Source organism: Enterobacter hormaechei ATCC 49162, from assembly GCF_001875655.1.
Taxonomy (GTDB): Bacteria; Pseudomonadota; Gammaproteobacteria; order Enterobacterales; family Enterobacteriaceae; genus Enterobacter; species Enterobacter hormaechei.
Genome location: NZ_MKEQ01000001.1, coordinates 1345743 through 1362304 on the forward strand (window position 1 = coordinate 1345743; position 16562 = coordinate 1362304).

Genomic DNA, 16562 nt, shown 5'->3' on the forward strand with positions numbered 1-16562 from the left:
GAGGGCTGGGGTGAGGGCATCAGGCCGCCCCCGTCAGATCGACGTCCGCCCAAACGCCCCCTGCCAGTCCTGCTCAAACTTCACAATCGCCGCATCCACTGCCGGAGAGGTAATAAACTGCTGCGCCACGTCCAGCGGCAGCGTGATGGACTCGCACCCTGCCAGCAGGCAGTCCAGCGCCTGGCGCGGGGTTTTAAAGCTCGCCGCCAGCACCTTTGACTGCGGGGCATGCAGGGTCAGCAGCTGTTGCAATTCGACTACCGTCTGGATCCCGTCCCCGCCCTGCGCATCCACGCGGTTCACGTAAGGTGCGACATACTCCGCCCCCGCCAGCGCGGAGAGCATCCCCTGCGCTGCGCCGTAGACCGCCGTGCCCAGCGTCGGGATCCCTTCTGCTTTCAGCATTTTGATCGCCGCCAGCCCTTCTGCGGTCACGGGTACTTTCACCACCAGATCATTGATGATCGCGCGCAGTTTACGTGCGTCTTCCACCATCCCTTCAGCGGTCGTCGCCATCACCTGCGCAAACAGACGGCCCTTGCCGCCCAGCGCGTCGTGCAGCGCGGGCAGTAGCTCTTCCAGAGGCGTTTTTCCCGCCGCCACAATGCTTGGGTTAGTGGTCACGCCCGCCAGCGGGAAGATACGCGCCAGCTTTTTGACTGCCGCAACGTCAGATGTGTCGAGATAAAGTTCCATGATGTCACCCTCAAAATTAGCCTGCATTTACCCTATCACAGCAAAACCTGCTCATGAATTGACCCACATCAAGATAACTTTCATTCGAAAGTCATTTAATCTTCATATGTAATTCGAGGGCAAAAAAATGATCTTCAATGTACAGCGTTATTCCACCCACGACGGCCCCGGTATTCGAACCGTGGTATTCCTGAAAGGCTGCTCGCTGGGCTGTCGCTGGTGCCAGAACCCGGAAAGCCGCTCCCGCACGCGGGACGTACTGTTTGACGCACGTCTGTGCCTGGAAGGCTGCGACCTGTGCCAGCAGGCGGCACCGGGCTGTGTTGAACGCGCGCTGAACGGGCTGGTCATTCACCGTGAAAAACTCGATGAAGCCACGCTCAACGCCCTCACCGACTGCTGCCCGACGCAGGCGCTTACCGTCTGCGGTGAAGAGAAGCAGGTGGAAGAGATTATGGCGACCGTCCTGCGCGACAAGCCCTTCTACGATCGCAGCGGCGGCGGGATCACCCTCTCCGGCGGCGAGCCGTTTATGAACCCGACGCTGGCACACGCCCTGTTTAAAGCCAGCCATGAACAGGGCATTCATACCGCCGTTGAAACCTGCCTTCATGTGCCGTGGCATTACATTGAGCCGTCATTACCCTACGTCGATCTGTTCCTCGCGGACCTGAAGCATGTGGACAGCGACGTATTCAAACAGTGGACCGATGGCTCAGCCAAACGGATCCTGGACAACCTGAAACGCCTCGCCGCTGCCGGGAAAAAAATCACCATCCGCGTGCCGCTGATCCAGGGCTTCAACGCCGATGAAGCGTCTGTTACCGCCATTACCAATTTCGCCGCCGACGAGCTCGGCGTCGAGGATATTCATTTTCTGCCGTATCACACGCTGGGCATGAACAAATACACCCTGCTCGGCCAACCCTACTCTGCCCCTGACAAACCGCTGGATAACCCTGCCCTGCTGGACTTCGCGCAGCAGTATGCCTGCCAGAAAGGGTTAACCGCGACCTTACGAGGATAAACTTATGACCACTCTGAATCTCAACACCCTCAGCGAACGTATTAAAGCGCATAAAATGGCGCTGGTGCATATCGTTAAGCCGCCGGTCTGTACCGAGCGCGCACAGCATTACACCGAAATGTACCAGCAACACATGGACAAGCCGATCCCGGTACGTCGCGCCCTGGCGCTGGCGCATCACCTGGCAAAACGCACCATCTGGATCAAACACGACGAGCTGATTATCGGTAACCAGGCAAGCGAAGTGCGCGCCGCGCCGATTTTCCCGGAATACACCGTCTCCTGGATTGAGAAAGAGATTGACGATCTGGCGGACCGTCCGGGTGCGGGCTTCGCGGTGAGCGAAGAGAACAAGCGCGTGCTGCATGAAATCTGCCCGTGGTGGCGCGGTCAGACGGTACAGGATCGCTGCTACGGTATGTTCACCGACGAGCAGAAAGGCCTGCTGGAAACCGGCATCATCAAAGCGGAAGGCAACATGACCTCCGGTGACGCGCATCTGGCGGTGAATTTCCCGCTGGTGCTGGAAAAAGGGTTAGACGGCCTGCGCGCGAAAGTGGCCGAGCGCCGCTCGCGTATCAACCTGACGGTACTGGAAGATCTGCACGGCGATCAGTTCCTGAAAGCCATTGATATTGTGCTGGAAGCCGTCAGCCTGCATATCAAGCGTTTCGCCGATCTGGCGCGTGAGATGGCCGCCAGCGAAACCTTCGACAGCCGCCGCGACGAGCTGCTGGCCATGGCGGAAAACTGCGACATCATCGCCCACGAACCGCCAAAAACCTTCTGGCAGGCGCTCCAGCTGTGCTACTTCATTCAGCTGATCCTGCAAATTGAGTCTAACGGCCACTCCGTCTCCTTCGCCCGTATGGACCAGTACCTTTACCCGTACTACCGCCGCGACGTGGAGCTGGACCAGAGCCTGGACCGCGAACACGCCATCGAACTGCTGCACAGCTGCTGGCTGAAACTGCTGGAAGTGAACAAAATCCGCTCCGGCTCGCACTCCAAGGCTTCTGCGGGCAGCCCGCTGTATCAGAACGTCACCATCGGCGGCCAGAAGCTGGTCAACGGTGAGCCGATGGACGCGGTCAACCCGCTCTCCTACGCGATCCTCGAATCCTGCGGCCGCCTGCGCTCCACTCAGCCGAACCTGAGTGTGCGCTACCACGCCGGGATGAGCAACGACTTCCTCGACGCCTGCGTGCAGGTGATCCGCTGCGGCTTCGGGATGCCCGCGTTTAACAACGATGAAATCGTCATCCCGGAATTTATCAAGCTCGGCGTGGAACGAGAGGACGCCTACGACTACGCCGCCATCGGCTGCATCGAAACCGCCGTCGGCGGCAAGTGGGGCTACCGCTGCACCGGCATGAGCTTTATCAACTTCGCACGCGTGATGCTCGCCGCGCTGGAAGGCGGCCGCGACGCCACCAGCGGCAAGGTATTCCTGCCGCAGGAGAAAGCACTTTCTGCGGGTAACTTCGACAATTTCGATGAGGTGATGGCGGCGTGGGACAGCCAGATCCGCTACTACACCCGCAAATCCATTGAGATCGAGTACGTGGTGGACACCATGCTGGAAGAGAACGTCCACGATATTCTCTGCTCGGCGCTGGTGGATGACTGCATCGAACGCGCGAAAAGCATCAAGCAGGGCGGCGCGAAGTATGACTGGGTTTCCGGCCTACAGGTGGGGATCGCTAACCTCGGCAACAGCCTGGCGGCGGTGAAGAAGCTGGTGTTTGACCAGGGCGCTATCGGTCAGCAACAGCTGGCGGCGGCGCTGGCGGATGACTTCGACGGGTTGACCCATGAGCAGCTGCGTCAGCGTCTGATCAACGGCGCGCCGAAGTACGGTAACGACGACGACAGCGTGGACATGCTGCTGACGCGCGCCTACCAGACCTACATTGAGGAGCTGAAGCAGTACCACAACCCGCGCTACGGTCGCGGCCCGATTGGGGGGAACTATTACGCGGGCACGTCGTCCATCTCCGCAAACGTGCCGTTTGGCGCAGCGACAATGGCGACGCCAGATGGCCGTAAAGCCCACACTCCGCTGGCGGAAGGGGCAAGCCCGGCGTCCGGTACGGATCACCTCGGCCCGACGGCGGTGATCGGCTCCGTGGGTAAACTGCCTACCGAGGCAATTCTTGGCGGCGTGCTGCTGAACCAGAAGCTGAATCCGTCGACGATGGAAAACGACAGCGATCGCCAGAAGCTGATGGTGCTGCTGCGTACCTTCTTCGAGGTGCATAAAGGCTGGCATATTCAGTACAACATCGTCTCCCGCGAAACGCTGCTGGAAGCGAAGAAACACCCGGATCAGTATCGTGACCTGGTGGTGCGCGTGGCGGGTTACTCGGCGTTCTTCACCGCCCTGTCGCCGGATGCGCAGGACGATATTATCGCCCGTACTGAGCATACGCTGTAAAAAAACGCCCGGTGGCGCTGCGCTTACCGGGCCTACATTGTTCCCCCGTAGGCCGGGTAAGGCGAAGCCGCCACCCGGCTTTCTGACTTTCATTCGAAATTAAATTTGTGCTCCCCGTCACCTTGTTATTAGAATGTTTCAAAACGCAGTGACCCAGGAGCACAGTATGACCGTAAAAGTTATCGTCACCGATATGGACGGAACTTTCCTTGATGATGCCAAGCAGTACGATCGTGACCGCTTCCAGGCACAGTTTGAGCAGCTTAACGCCCGCGACATTGAATTCGTTGTCGCCAGCGGCAACCAGTATTACCAGCTCATCTCCTTCTTTCCCGAACTGAAAGACCAGATCTCCTTCGTCGCGGAAAACGGCGCGCTGGTCTTCGATCACGGCGAACAGATTTTCCACGGCGAGCTGACGCGCCATGAATCGCAGATCGTCATTGGCGAACTGCTGAAAGACAAAGGGCTGAACTTCGTGGCCTGCGGGCTGGAGAGCGCATACGTTAGCGATAAGGCACCAGAAGCCTTCGTGGCGCTGATGTCGAAACACTACCATCGCTTAAAGCGCATCAGCGATTACCGCGAAATTGACGACGTGCTGTTCAAGTTCTCCCTGAACCTGCCGGACAGCGATATCCCGAACCTGGTCGATAAGCTGCACGTCTCGCTGGACGGCATTATGAAGCCGGTCACCAGCGGCTTCGGTTTTGTCGATTTGATTATTCCCGGCCTGCATAAAGCCAACGGCATTAGCCGCCTGCTGAAACGCTGGAAAATCTCCCCGCAGGAGTGCGTCGGCATTGGCGACAGCGGCAACGATGCCGAGATGCTGAAGCTGGTGAAATACTCCTTTGCGATGGGTAACGCGGCAGAGAGCATCAAAGAAATCAGCCGCTACAGCACCGACGATAACAATCATCAGGGCGCGCTGAATGTCATTCAGGCCGTGCTCGACGCGCACTCCCCGTTCGACGCCTGATCCCCTTCCTCGCCGGAGCCTCGCTCCGGCCCCCTCACTCTTTTCTCATCCTGTGGCACCCGTCAAGGTTTTAAACTTGCATTAACTTATTTTTAACTTAAAGTATCACTTGTAGACACTTTTACTTTCGAATGAAAGATGCGAGGCAGTTATGACCTTTACCAGCGAAACGTTGCCAGCGGACCACAAAGCGGCAATTCGGCAGATGAAACGCGAGCTACGGGCCCAGATCGGTGACGTCCAGGCGGTTTTCGACCGGCTCAGTGACAAAATCGCCACCCGCGTGGCGGAAATTAACGCATTGAAGAATAAAGGCGAAACCGTCTGGCCGGTGATCCCGTTTACGGATGTGAAAAACGGCACGATTACCGACACACAGCGCGAGGCCATTAAGCGCCGCGGCTGCGCGGTGATCAAAGGCCACTTCCCGCGTGAGCAGGCGCTGGCATGGGATCAGTCGATGCTCGACTACCTCGATCTGAACAAATTTGACGAGGTGTACAAAGGACCGGGCGATAACTTCTTCGGCACCCTAACGGCCTCTCGTCCGGAGATTTACCCGATCTACTGGTCACAGGCGCAAATGCAGGCGCGCCAGAGTGAAGAGATGGCACAGGTGCAGTCGTTCCTGAACCGTTTATGGACATTCGAGAGCAACGGTAAACAGTGGTTCGACCCGGACGTGAGCGTGATTTACCCGGACCGCATCCGCCGCCGTCCACCGGGAACCACCTCAAAAGGGCTGGGGGCGCATACCGATTCCGGCGCGCTCGAGCGCTGGCTGCTGCCCGCTTATCAGCAGGTCTTTGCCCGCGTGTTTGACGGCAACGTCGACAAATACGATCCGTGGAACGCCGCGCACCGTACCGAAGTGGAAGAGTACACCGTGGATAACACCACCAAATGCTCGGTGTTCCGCACCTTCCAGGGCTGGACGGCGCTGTCGGACATGATCCCCGGCCAGGGTCTGCTGCACGTGGTGCCGATCCCGGAAGCAATGGCTTACATTCTGCTGCGTCCGCTGCTGGATGACGTGCCGGAAGACGAGCTGTGCGGCGTGGCGCCGGGGCGCGTGCTGCCCATTTCGGAGAAGTGGCACCCGCTGCTGATTGAAGCGTTGACCAGCATTCCGGCGCTGGAAGCCGGTGATTCCGTGTGGTGGCACTGCGACGTGATCCACTCCGTCGCGCCGGTTGAAAATCAGCAGGGCTGGGGCAACGTGATGTATATTCCTGCCGCGCCGATGTGCGAGAAAAATCTCGCCTACGCGAAAAAGGTCAAGGAAGCGCTGGAAACCGGCGCGTCGCCGGGAGACTTCCCGCGCGAGGATTATGAAAAGAGCTGGCAGGACCGTTTTACCGTGAACGATCTCAACATCCACGGCAAACGCGCGCTGGGCATGGTCTAACTGTCGTACAGCCCTTCCCGCTCCACGGCGGTGCGTCGTTTCCCCTGACGTATCCGCCGTACCGACTCCCGTACGGTCAGCGTGCCGTTAAGCAGCAAGGTTCCCACCGGCGCATCCGGGCGCATCAGCCGCTGCTGGAGCATATGCACCGCTTCCGTTCCCAGTTCATCGCGGGGGACATGCACCGCCGTCAGCGGCACGTCCTGGATGGCGGCCAGATTAAAGCCGTCAATGCTCATCACCGACACGTCCTGCGGCACGCGCAGACCGTGGTTTTGCAGGGCGCTGATGGTGCCCGCCGCCATAAAGTCACCCCCTACCAGGAACGCCGTCGGCAGGTCTTTTCCCTGCTGCTGGTGAAGCCACTCGCTCACCAGTTGCTCCGTCTCTCTGGCGCTGAAGCTCGGCACCACCAGCAGGTCGCGCCTGTCGCTGAACCTGAGGTTATGGCCGTGCCACGCGTCACGGATCCCGGACAGGCGCAGCTCCATAGTGTAGCGACGCAGGCACAGCACGTTCATCACCTCACGGTGTCCCATCTCGAACAGGTACTCCGCCGCCCGCTCGCCAATGGCGCGGTGATCAGGCGCGACGGCGAGCAGGCGCATGTGGCGGTCCCGGCAGTTAATCAGCATGCAGGGTTTCCCCACGTCTACCGCCAGATCGTGGATATGCGGATCGTCGATACCGAGGAGGATTGCCGCCTGGGTGTCCGCTTCGTTCATGCGGGCCAGAAACAGCTGGGCATCGCTGTCGTTCTCCTCCAGGGCACAGTAGCGCAGACGCACCTCGTGCGAGGCCAGCCCTTTGCTCACGCTCTGGATGACGCGGTAGTAAAAGATGTCGGACCGCTCATCGAAGGCGCGCTGCGGGGCGAACACCACCAGGCTGTTAAGCAGCAAACGCCCCGCCGCCATACCGTCCATTACCCCCAACTCCCGCGCGCATGCCAGCACCTTTGCCCGTGCCTTTTCGCTGGTGTTTGCCTTCCCCGCCAGCACGCGGGAAACGGTGCTGATGGAGAGCTGAGTACGGGCGGCGATTTCGTTGATTTTAAGCCTTTTGTCCATTTTGTGATCTGGCTCCGGATGTGAAATGAAAAAATTTTCACAGCATGTTTATCAGGTAATAACTTGTCTGAGGGCCATAATGCCGAAAAACAGACCTCGGTTATGAGAAAGTTTGCACAAAATCCACTATTCCCTGCTCAATTTCTCTCTTAAGGTGAACCTGTCACACAACTTCCATACTAGTTGTATAGCAGCATGGCACTCTAAAACTGATAACTTTCAAATACCTGACGCTGTGTGACGCCTGAACCTTTGTCCCCTTACCGTCCGTCTTGTGGAGAAGAAAATGAGTCAGGACATCAATAACACCGTTGCGACAAGCAAAACCCGTCGCGTCATCAGGAACCTGCGCTGGTACGTACTGGTGCTGTTTCTTCTTGGCGTGACCGTCAACTACATCACCCGTAACTCGTTAGGTATTCTCGCCCCGGAACTGAAAGAGAGCCTTGGGATCACCACCGAGCAGTACTCCTGGATCGTCGGTGCGTTCCAGATCGCCTATACCATTTTCCAGCCCCTGTGCGGCTGGCTGATTGACGTCATCGGCCTGAAAATCGGCTTTATGGTCTGCGCCGGGATCTGGGCGCTGATGTGTATCTTCCACGCGGGTGCCGGAAGCTGGCTGCACCTCGCGATCCTGCGCTTCTGTATGGGGGCGTCAGAGGCCGCCGCCACGCCCGCGAACGCCAAAACTATCGGTGAATGGTTCCCGAAATCAGAACGCCCCGTTGCCGCAGGCTGGGCGGGGGTGGGCTTCTCCATCGGTGCGATGCTGGCCCCGCCTATCATCTACTTCGCGCACGCGTCGTTCGGCTGGCAGGGTGCGTTTATGTTTACCGGCGTGCTGGCGCTGCTGTGGGTGATCCTGTGGTGGGCGTTTTATCACAACCCGGAACAGCATCCGAACCTGAGCCGCGATGAGCTGGCGTTTATCAAGCAGGATAACGAACCTGCACCGGTCAAACTGCCTTTTCTGACCGCGCTGAAAACCGTCTCGAAGAACAAACGTTTCTACGGTATCGCCATTCCGGCCTTTATGGCGGAACCGGCCTGGGCCGTGCTGAGCTTCTGGGTGCCGCTGTACCTCGCCAAAGAGCACGGCATGGATCTGAAACAGATTGCGATGTTTGCCTGGCTGCCGTTCCTGGCCGCCGATCTCGGCAGCGTGGCGAGCGGCTACCTGACGCGGCTGTACACCCGCTGGTTCGGTTGCACCCGCGTTAACTCGGTCGTCGCAAGCTCCGTCACCGGCGCGTTCCTGATGATTTCTCTCGCCGTCGTCGCCGTGACCCGCGACCCGTATATCACCATCGTGCTGATCTCCATCGGCGGCTTCGGGCACCAGATTATCTCCTGCATGCTCAGCGCGCTGGTCGTGGAGTCGTTCGACAAAGGCCAGATGGCGACCGTCAACGGCATGCGCGGCTCGGCAGCGTGGATCGCCAGCTTCCTGTTCTCGCTGTTAATCGGGGTGACCGCCGACAAAATCGGCTTTAACCCGCTCTTTATCGCCATGGGCTTCTTTGACCTGCTTGGCGCTGTTTTCCTGGTGGCATTTATTGCTGAACGTCGCGCCAAGCGCGCCTGATAGTGGATGTATTGCATATGAAAACCCTGAAAAACTGGACCGTCGATACGCAGTCGGCAAACCATCTTGAACTGCTGGTGGATAATCAGCACCGCCTGTGCCTGTATGTGCTGGAAGAGAACCTGTTTCGCGTGCTGATAAAACGCAAAGGCGAGCTGGCGCTGGACCGTACCTGGAGCATTGCGCCGGAACAAGACGTGCCGTGGGAAGGCCGCCGTCGTGACGACTTGAGCGGTTTCTCCTGCCCGGCCTGGACGCTGACGCAACAGGGCGACACATTAACCGTAGCGACTGAACAGCTGCGCGTGACCGTCCACCAGCCGCTGTGGCTGGAGTGGCACTACCGCAATGAGGCGGGCGAGTGGCAGCCGCTGGTCAATGACCGCCCGACCAGCGCCTACCTGCTCAACGCCCACGGTGACGGGGTGGCGCACTATCTCAGCCGCCGCAAGGACGAGCGTTTTTACGGTCTGGGTGAGAAAGCGGGTGATTTACAGCGCAACGGCAAGCGCTATGAGATGCGTAACCTGGACGCGATGGGCTATAACGCGGCCAGCACCGATCCGCTGTACAAGCACATCCCGTTCACCCTCACCCGTCGCGACGACGTGAGCTACGGCCTGTTCTACGATAACCTGAGCAGCTGCTGGCTGGATCTGGGTAACGAGATCGACAACTATCACACCGCCTACCGCCGCTGGCAGGCGGAAGCGGGCGATATTGATTACTACATCTTTACCGGCAAGCGCGTGCTGGACGTGACCAAAGCCTTCGTGCGCCTGACGGGGAAAACGCTGTTCGGACCGAAATGGAGCCTGGGCTACAGCGGCTCGACCATGCACTACACCGACGCGCCGGACGCGCAAAACCAGCTGATGAACTTCATCCGCCTGTGCGATGAGCATGCCATTCCGTGCGACTCGTTCCAGCTCTCCTCCGGCTATACCTCCATCAACGGCAAGCGCTACGTCTTTAACTGGAACTACGACAAGGTGCCGCAGCCAAAGGTGATGAGCCAGGCCTTCCACGACGCGGGGCTGAAGCTTGCGGCAAACATCAAGCCGTGTCTGTTGCAGGATCATCCCCGCTACAGCGAAGTGGCGGAACGCGGCCTGTTCATTCGTGATTCAGAAACCGATGCACCGGAACGTTCCAGCTTCTGGGATGACGAAGGGTCGCACCTCGACTTCACCAACCCGCAGACGGTGCAGTGGTGGCAGAACGGCGTCACTACCCAGCTGCTGGAGATGGGCATTGATTCCACGTGGAACGACAACAACGAGTATGAAGTGTGGGACGGGGAAGCGCGCTGCTTTGGCTTCGGCCAGGAGATTGCCATCAAGCACATTCGCCCGGTGATGCCGCTGCTGATGATGCGCGCCTCGCTGGAAGCACAGCAGCGCTTTGCCCCGGAGAAACGTCCGTATCTCATCTCCCGCTCCGGCTGCGCCGGAATGCAGCGCTACGTTCAGACCTGGAGCGGCGATAACCGCACTAACTGGGACACCCTGCGCTATAACATCCGCATGGGGCTGGGCATGAGCCTTTCCGGGCTGTTCAACGTCGGTCACGACGTGGGCGGTTTCTCCGGTGACAAGCCGGACGCCGAGCTGTTCGTGCGCTGGGTGCAGAACGGCGTGATGCACCCGCGCTTTACCATCCACTCGTGGAATGACGATCGCACCGTGAACGAGCCGTGGATGTATCCCGGCGTCACGCCCGCCATTCGCAGCGCGATTGAGCTGCGCTACCGTCTGCTGCCGTATCTCTACACCCTGCTCTGGCAGGCGCACGCCGACGACGAGCCGATGCTGCGCCCGACCTTCCTCGACCACGAGCACGACGCGCAAACCTTTGAAGAGTGCGACGACTTCCTGCTGGGCCGCGACCTGCTGGTCGCCAGCGTCGTCGAAGCCGGGCAGCGCGAACGCCGCGTCTGGCTGCCGGATAACGATACCGGCTGGTACGATTTTTACACTCACGCGTGGTATGCGGGCGGCCAGTCGATCGTTCTCGACGCGCCGCTGGAAAAACTGCCGCTGCTGGTGCGTGCCGGGGCCGGTTTACCGCTCAGCGAACGCATCCGTCACGTGAGCGCCGATAAAGACGATACCCGCGAGCTTAAACTGTTCCCGGTGAAAGGCGTCGGCACCACCTCCGGGCTGCTGTTCGAAGACGACGGCGAAAGCTGGGGCTACCAGAACGGCAACGCGCTGTGGGTGGAATGGGAGATGGTGTGCGACGGCGCGACCATTAACCTGAAGGTCAACGCGCGCGGCGACTATCGTCCGGCGTGGAAGGCGCTGAAGGTATCGTTGCCTGTTGGGGAAAAACGTACGTTGCGGGTGAACGGAGTTGAAGGGGGCGAGTGGGTGCTGTAACAGATCCCCTCACCCTAGCCCTCTCCCCAAAGGGGAGAGGGAACTTGAACACCCTCTCCCCTTTGGGGAGAGGGCCGGGGTGAGGGGGTTGTTTTAACTCTCGATACCTTTACTGCGCAGGTAATCTTCGTAGTTACCGGTGAAGTCCACCACGCGCTCTGGCGTAATTTCGATCACGCGGGTCGCCAGTGAGCTAACGAACTCACGGTCGTGAGAGACGAAGATCAGGGTGCCCTGATACATCTCCAGCGCCATGTTCAGCGATTCAATCGATTCCATATCCAGGTGGTTGGTCGGTTCGTCCATCACCAGGATGTTTGGTTTTTCCATCATCAGCTTGCCGAACAGCATGCGGCCCTTCTCACCACCGGAGAGCACTTTAGCAGGCTTTTTGATGTCGTCCTGGCTGAACAGCAGACGTCCCAGAATGCTGCGTACCGCCTGCTCGTCGTCGCCTTCCTGCTTCCACTGGCTCATCCAGTCGAAGACGGTCAGGTCGTTTTCGAACTCATATTCATGGTCCTGCGCGTAGTAACCAATCTGCGCGTTTTCAGACCATTTCACGGTACCGTTGTCCGGTTGCAGTTCACCCACCAGGGTTTTCAGCATTGTGGATTTACCCACGCCGTTGGCGCCGAGGATGGCAATCTTCTCGCCCACTTCCAGCAGCAGGTTGAAGTTTTTGAACAGCGGACCGTCATCGAAGCCTTTGCTGAGGGCTTCCACTTCCAGCGCGTTACGGAACAGCTTTTTGTCCTGCTCGAAGCGAATGAACGGGTTCTGACGGCTGGAGGCTTTCACCTCTTCCAGCTTGATTTTGTCGATCTGACGAGCACGTGAGGTGGCCTGACGCGATTTTGAAGCGTTGGCGCTGAAGCGGCTCACGAAGGATTGCAGGTCTGCAATCTGCGCTTTCTTCTTGGCGTTGTCGGCAAGCAGACGTTCACGCGCCTGGGTGGCCGCCGTCATGTACTCATCGTAGTTGCCCGGGTAAACGCGCAGCTCGCCGTAATCCAGATCCGCCATGTGGGTACACACCATGTTCAGGAAGTGACGGTCGTGCGAGATGATGATCATGGTGCTGTCGCGGTCGTTCAGCGTCTGCTCCAGCCAGCGGATGGTGTCGATGTCCAGGTTGTTGGTGGGTTCGTCGAGCAGCAGGATGTCCGGGTTAGAGAACAGCGCCTGTGCCAGCAGCACACGCAGCTTCCAGCCTGGTGCGACTTCGCTCATCGGGCCGTAATGCTGTTCAACCGGAATGCCCACGCCCAGCAGCAGTTCGCCCGCACGCGCTTCCGCAGAGTAGCCGTCCATTTCGCCGTATTGCGTTTCCAGATCGGCCACTTTGTAACCGTCTTCTTCGCTCATTTCCGCGAGACCGTAGATACGATCGCGCTCCTGCTTCACTTCCCACAGTTCCGCGTGCCCCATGATCACGGTGTCGAGCACGGTGAACTCTTCGAAGGCGAACTGATCCTGACGCAGCTTACCGATGCGCTCGTTCGGATCGAGCGACACGTTGCCGAGCGTTGGCTCCAGATCGCCGCCGAGGATCTTCATGAAGGTGGATTTTCCGCTACCGTTGGCACCAATCAGGCCGTAACGGTTGCCGCCGCCAAATTTGACGGAAATGTTTTCGAACAGCGGCTTACTGCCAAACTGCATAGTGACGTTGCTGGTAACTAACACGGAGAGATTCCTGCGAAAAGTGTGATAAACACGGCATTATGCCACAATTCCGAATTGAGATCCCGTGTTGCGGTAATCCACTAAACTTTAACAAAATCGAAAAAAATGTGATTTCGTACACATCTGAATTCCCAGTTAACGGGAATGCACATATAATGCGCTCCCATTACAGATTCAGACTTATCAACTCATCGCCAGAATGGCTTAGATACCTCGCATAACATGAACATGAAATTAACAACGCTTTTTGCGGCGGCGTTAGCCGTAGTAGGTTTTTGTAAGACCGCGTCTGCGGTGACGTATCCCCTGCCGACAGACGGAAGCCGTCTGGTGGGTGAAAACCAGGTGGTGACGGTGCCGGAAGGTAACACTCAGCCGCTGGAATACTTCGCGGCCCAGTATCAGCTCGGCCTCTCTAACATGCTGGAAGCGAACCCGGGCGTTGACCCGTATCTGCCGAAAGCGGGTACGGTACTGAATATTCCACAGCAGCTGATCCTGCCGGATACCGTGCATGAAGGCATCGTGATTAACAGCGCCGAAATGCGTCTGTATTACTACCCGAAAGGCACCAACACCGTGATCGTGCTGCCAATCGGTATCGGCCAGTTGGGTAAAGACACCCCGCTGAACTGGACCACCAAAGTGGAGCGTAAGAAAGCAGGCCCAACCTGGACGCCGACCGCCAAAATGCACGCGGAGTACATTGCTGCTGGCGAGCCACTGCCCGCCGTTGTACCTGCCGGCCCGGATAACCCGATGGGTCTGTACGCACTGTACATTGGTCGTCTGTATGCGATCCACGGTACTAACGCCAACTTCGGTATCGGCCTGCGCGTAAGCCACGGCTGCGTGCGTCTGCGTAATGAAGACATCAAATTCCTGTTCGATAACGTGCCGGTGGGTACGCGCGTCCAGTTCATTAACGAACCGGTGAAAGCGACGTCAGAGCCGGACGGCAGCCGTTACATTGAAGTGCACAACCCGCTGTCCACCAGCGAAGACCAGATCAACAACAACGAAATCGTACCGATTACGCTGACCAGCGCGGTGCAGTCTGTCACCTCTCAGGCGGATGTTGAGACGGCCATCGTTGACCAGGCGATTCAGAACCGTTCCGGTATGCCGGTGCGTTTGAACTAATCGCAAAACAAATTAAAAAAGCGGGCCGCGAGGCCCGCTTTTTTTTATCCGTTATTCACGATAACTATGCCGCCATGGTCATAGCGATAGTGACAATGGGCGTACTCCAGCGGCGTACCATCTTCCAGATAGATCACCTGCTCCACCTCCAGCACCGGGTCGGTTTGCTCACCGACAAGATGCTGCATATCCAGCGCGCTAGGCTTCAGCGCCCGCACCACCCGATACGATCCCATGATCTTCAGCCCCAGCGTCTCCTGCACATACTGGAACACCGAACTTTCGAGATGGGTTTTGTTCAGGCCGGGCACCAGATTGAGCGGCATTACCGTCGCGTCCAGAGACATCGGCTCACCGTTCAGTAAACGCAGGCGGATAAAGTCATAGATCGGCGTATCCGGATTGATCATCAGCGATGCCTGCTCTTTCTCGTTCGGGAAGCGCAGTTCGAAGTGCACCACCTGGCTCGTCACCGTGCCTAAATGTTCCCAGGTTTTGGTCGCCCCGAAGTAGTCGCTGCCGGAGAGATCCCACTGCGAGAGCTGAAGGAAGTTTTTGCGGATGAACGTGCCCTGCCCCTGACGGGTATAAACCAGCCCTTCAACGATAAGCTGACGCATCGCCTGCTGGATGGTCATCCGGCTGGTGCTGAACTCCGCCGCCAGCGCGAACTGGTCCGGCAGCGGTTCATTGGCGGCGTAATGCTGGCTGATAATGCGTTTCTTAATTTCCCGCGCTATGGTGATGTACTTCGCCGCCATCGTCCTTCCTTAAATTAGTTTTCTATCCCGCTGTTTTTCAAGGCCACTCGCTCGGCAACTTTGAGGAAAGGCAGGTAGAAGAATACACCAAATACGATGATTGCCAACTGCACCACCACCGCCCGCCAGTCCCCCGCCGTTGCCAGCCATGCGCTGAGGATCGGCGGCGTGGTCCACGGGATCATCACCACGCAGCGCGACATCAATCCCAGCGTGGTACAGAGCCAGGCAAAGTAAATGCCGATAGCGGGCAGGAGGACAAACGGGATCATCAGCGGCAGGTTAAACACAATCGGCAGGCCAAAAATCACCGGCTCGTTGATGTTAAACAGGCCCGGGGCCAGCGACAGACGCGCCACCTGCTTCGCTGATTTCTGTCTGGAGAAGATGAAGATCGCGATCAGCAATGAGATTGTGCTGCCCGTGCCGCCCACCATGCCAAAGGTCGGCACAAAGATATTGTTGATGATGTGCGGGATCGGCTGGCCGTTGGCGAAGGCCAGCATGTTCTCGTTGGTGTTGATCAGCAGGAACGGCTCCAGCACCACGCTGTTGACCACCGACTGATGAATACCGAGGGTGAACAGGAAGTTGCCGAAGCTGTAGATGAAAATCGTCCCCGGCAGGCTGGTGTTGATCAGCCGCAGCGGCTGCTGGATAAAGGTGGTAATAAGATGGATCAGATCCGTGTGCAGTACGTTCGCCAGTATGGCCGCCAGCACGGCGAACAGCGAGAGCGTGAGGATGGTCGGGATCAGCGCGGTAAAGGATTTGCTCACCGCTGGCGGTACGTTTTCCCCGAGCGAAATGTGCAGCGCCTTGAGCCGCGAAATGGCGATAAACAGCTCCGTTGAGAGCAGCCCAATCAGCACCCCGGCGAAAATCCCGGTAGAGCCGATATTGGCGAACGTCAGCACCTGGGTGACGCTCACCGCGGCGTCGCTGCCGACGGGCGTAATCTGTAAGCGCATCGGCATCATGATGATGAAACTGCTGACGGCGATAACCACTGCCGAGACCGGATTGTCGAAATCTTTGTTGCGCGCCAGCGACCAGGCGATCATCGGGGCCAGCAGCAGCGCGGCGATGTTCAGCGTGCCGTTGATGATCGCCTCGCCCCACACCTTAAACTGCGTGAGCGTGTCGCCTTCCAGCACCCATGGAAACACCACGTTATTCACCAGCACCGCCAGTCCGGCAAGGATGAAAATTGGCATCACCGTGGCGAAGGCATCGCGCAGAGAGCGAAGATGCACCTGATTTGCCAGGCGCGCTGAAAACTCAACAAATCTGTCGACAAAAGACTGCATGTGCGGTGTTATTTTTGTTTCAGACATAGCGGATAGTTCCCATCAATCAGTCACAAAAACGGCCCGGCAG

At 58.3% G+C, this 16562-nt stretch carries 12 protein-coding genes; 7 read left to right on the plus strand and 5 right to left on the minus strand.

Annotated features, from left to right (window positions below; genetic code table 11):
- Nucleotides 1-33: 33 nt before the first annotated feature.
- Nucleotides 34-696 (minus strand): fructose-6-phosphate aldolase, encoded by a 663-nt coding sequence (gene fsa / locus BH712_RS06770; protein ID WP_023303353.1) that lies wholly within the window; start codon nt 694-696, stop codon nt 34-36.
- A gap of 127 nt (nt 697-823) precedes the next feature.
- On the opposite strand from fsa, the gene BH712_RS06775 reads away from it, so the two are divergent.
- From BH712_RS06775 to BH712_RS06790, 4 genes are all read left to right on the plus strand, one after another.
- Nucleotides 824-1723, plus strand: coding sequence for a glycyl-radical enzyme activating protein (locus BH712_RS06775; protein WP_006809482.1), 900 nt, complete (start codon nt 824-826; stop codon nt 1721-1723).
- 4 nt (nt 1724-1727) lie between these two features.
- Nucleotides 1728-4160, plus strand: coding sequence for a formate C-acetyltransferase/glycerol dehydratase family glycyl radical enzyme (locus BH712_RS06780; protein ID WP_006809483.1), 2433 nt, complete (start codon nt 1728-1730; stop codon nt 4158-4160).
- Nucleotides 4161-4326: 166 nt separating this feature from the next.
- Nucleotides 4327-5142, plus strand: a complete 816-nt coding sequence (locus tag BH712_RS06785; protein WP_032673567.1) for a Cof-type HAD-IIB family hydrolase — start codon at nt 4327-4329, stop codon at nt 5140-5142.
- 151 nt (nt 5143-5293) lie between these two features.
- Nucleotides 5294-6550: a DUF1479 domain-containing protein gene (locus BH712_RS06790; RefSeq protein WP_006809485.1), complete on the plus strand. Its 1257-nt coding sequence runs from the start codon at nt 5294-5296 to the stop codon at nt 6548-6550.
- Here the strand turns inward: BH712_RS06790 and BH712_RS06795 are convergent.
- Nucleotides 6547-7620, minus strand: a complete 1074-nt coding sequence (locus tag BH712_RS06795; RefSeq protein WP_006809486.1) for a LacI family DNA-binding transcriptional regulator — start codon at nt 7618-7620, stop codon at nt 6547-6549. The two genes, BH712_RS06790 and BH712_RS06795, sit on opposite strands and share 4 nt — an antisense overlap.
- Nucleotides 7621-7906: 286 nt before the next feature.
- Between BH712_RS06795 and BH712_RS06800 the strand changes: the two genes are divergently transcribed.
- Both BH712_RS06800 and BH712_RS06805 read left to right on the plus strand, forming a co-directional pair.
- Entirely contained in the window at nt 7907-9208 is a 1302-nt protein-coding gene (locus BH712_RS06800) for an MFS transporter (protein WP_032673568.1), read from the plus strand.
- A gap of 17 nt (nt 9209-9225) precedes the next feature.
- Nucleotides 9226-11589 carry a glycoside hydrolase family 31 protein gene (locus BH712_RS06805; RefSeq protein ID WP_006809488.1) on the plus strand — a complete coding sequence of 788 codons (2364 nt, stop codon included), beginning with the start codon at nt 9226-9228 and terminating at the stop codon, nt 11587-11589.
- A gap of 93 nt (nt 11590-11682) precedes the next feature.
- Here BH712_RS06805 and BH712_RS06810 read toward each other — a convergent pair whose 3' ends face one another.
- On the minus strand, nt 11683-13278 hold the full coding sequence (locus BH712_RS06810) for an ABC-F family ATPase (RefSeq protein WP_006809489.1): 1596 nt from the start codon (nt 13276-13278) through the stop codon (nt 11683-11685).
- Between the two features lie 222 nt (nt 13279-13500).
- Here BH712_RS06810 and ldtB point away from each other — a divergent pair, with 222 nt between their 5' ends.
- Entirely contained in the window at nt 13501-14421 is a 921-nt protein-coding gene (gene ldtB, locus BH712_RS06815) for a L,D-transpeptidase (RefSeq protein WP_006809490.1), read from the plus strand.
- 44 nt (nt 14422-14465) lie between these two features.
- On the opposite strand, the gene BH712_RS06820 is transcribed toward ldtB, so the two are convergent.
- Both BH712_RS06820 and BH712_RS06825 read right to left on the minus strand, forming a co-directional pair.
- On the minus strand, nt 14466-15182 hold the full coding sequence (locus BH712_RS06820; protein WP_006809491.1) for a GntR family transcriptional regulator: 717 nt from the start codon (nt 15180-15182) through the stop codon (nt 14466-14468).
- 14 nt (nt 15183-15196) lie between these two features.
- Nucleotides 15197-16519 carry a PTS sugar transporter subunit IIC gene (locus tag BH712_RS06825; protein ID WP_006809492.1) on the minus strand — a complete coding sequence of 441 codons (1323 nt, stop codon included), beginning with the start codon at nt 16517-16519 and terminating at the stop codon, nt 15197-15199.
- Nucleotides 16520-16562: the final 43 nt, after the last annotated feature.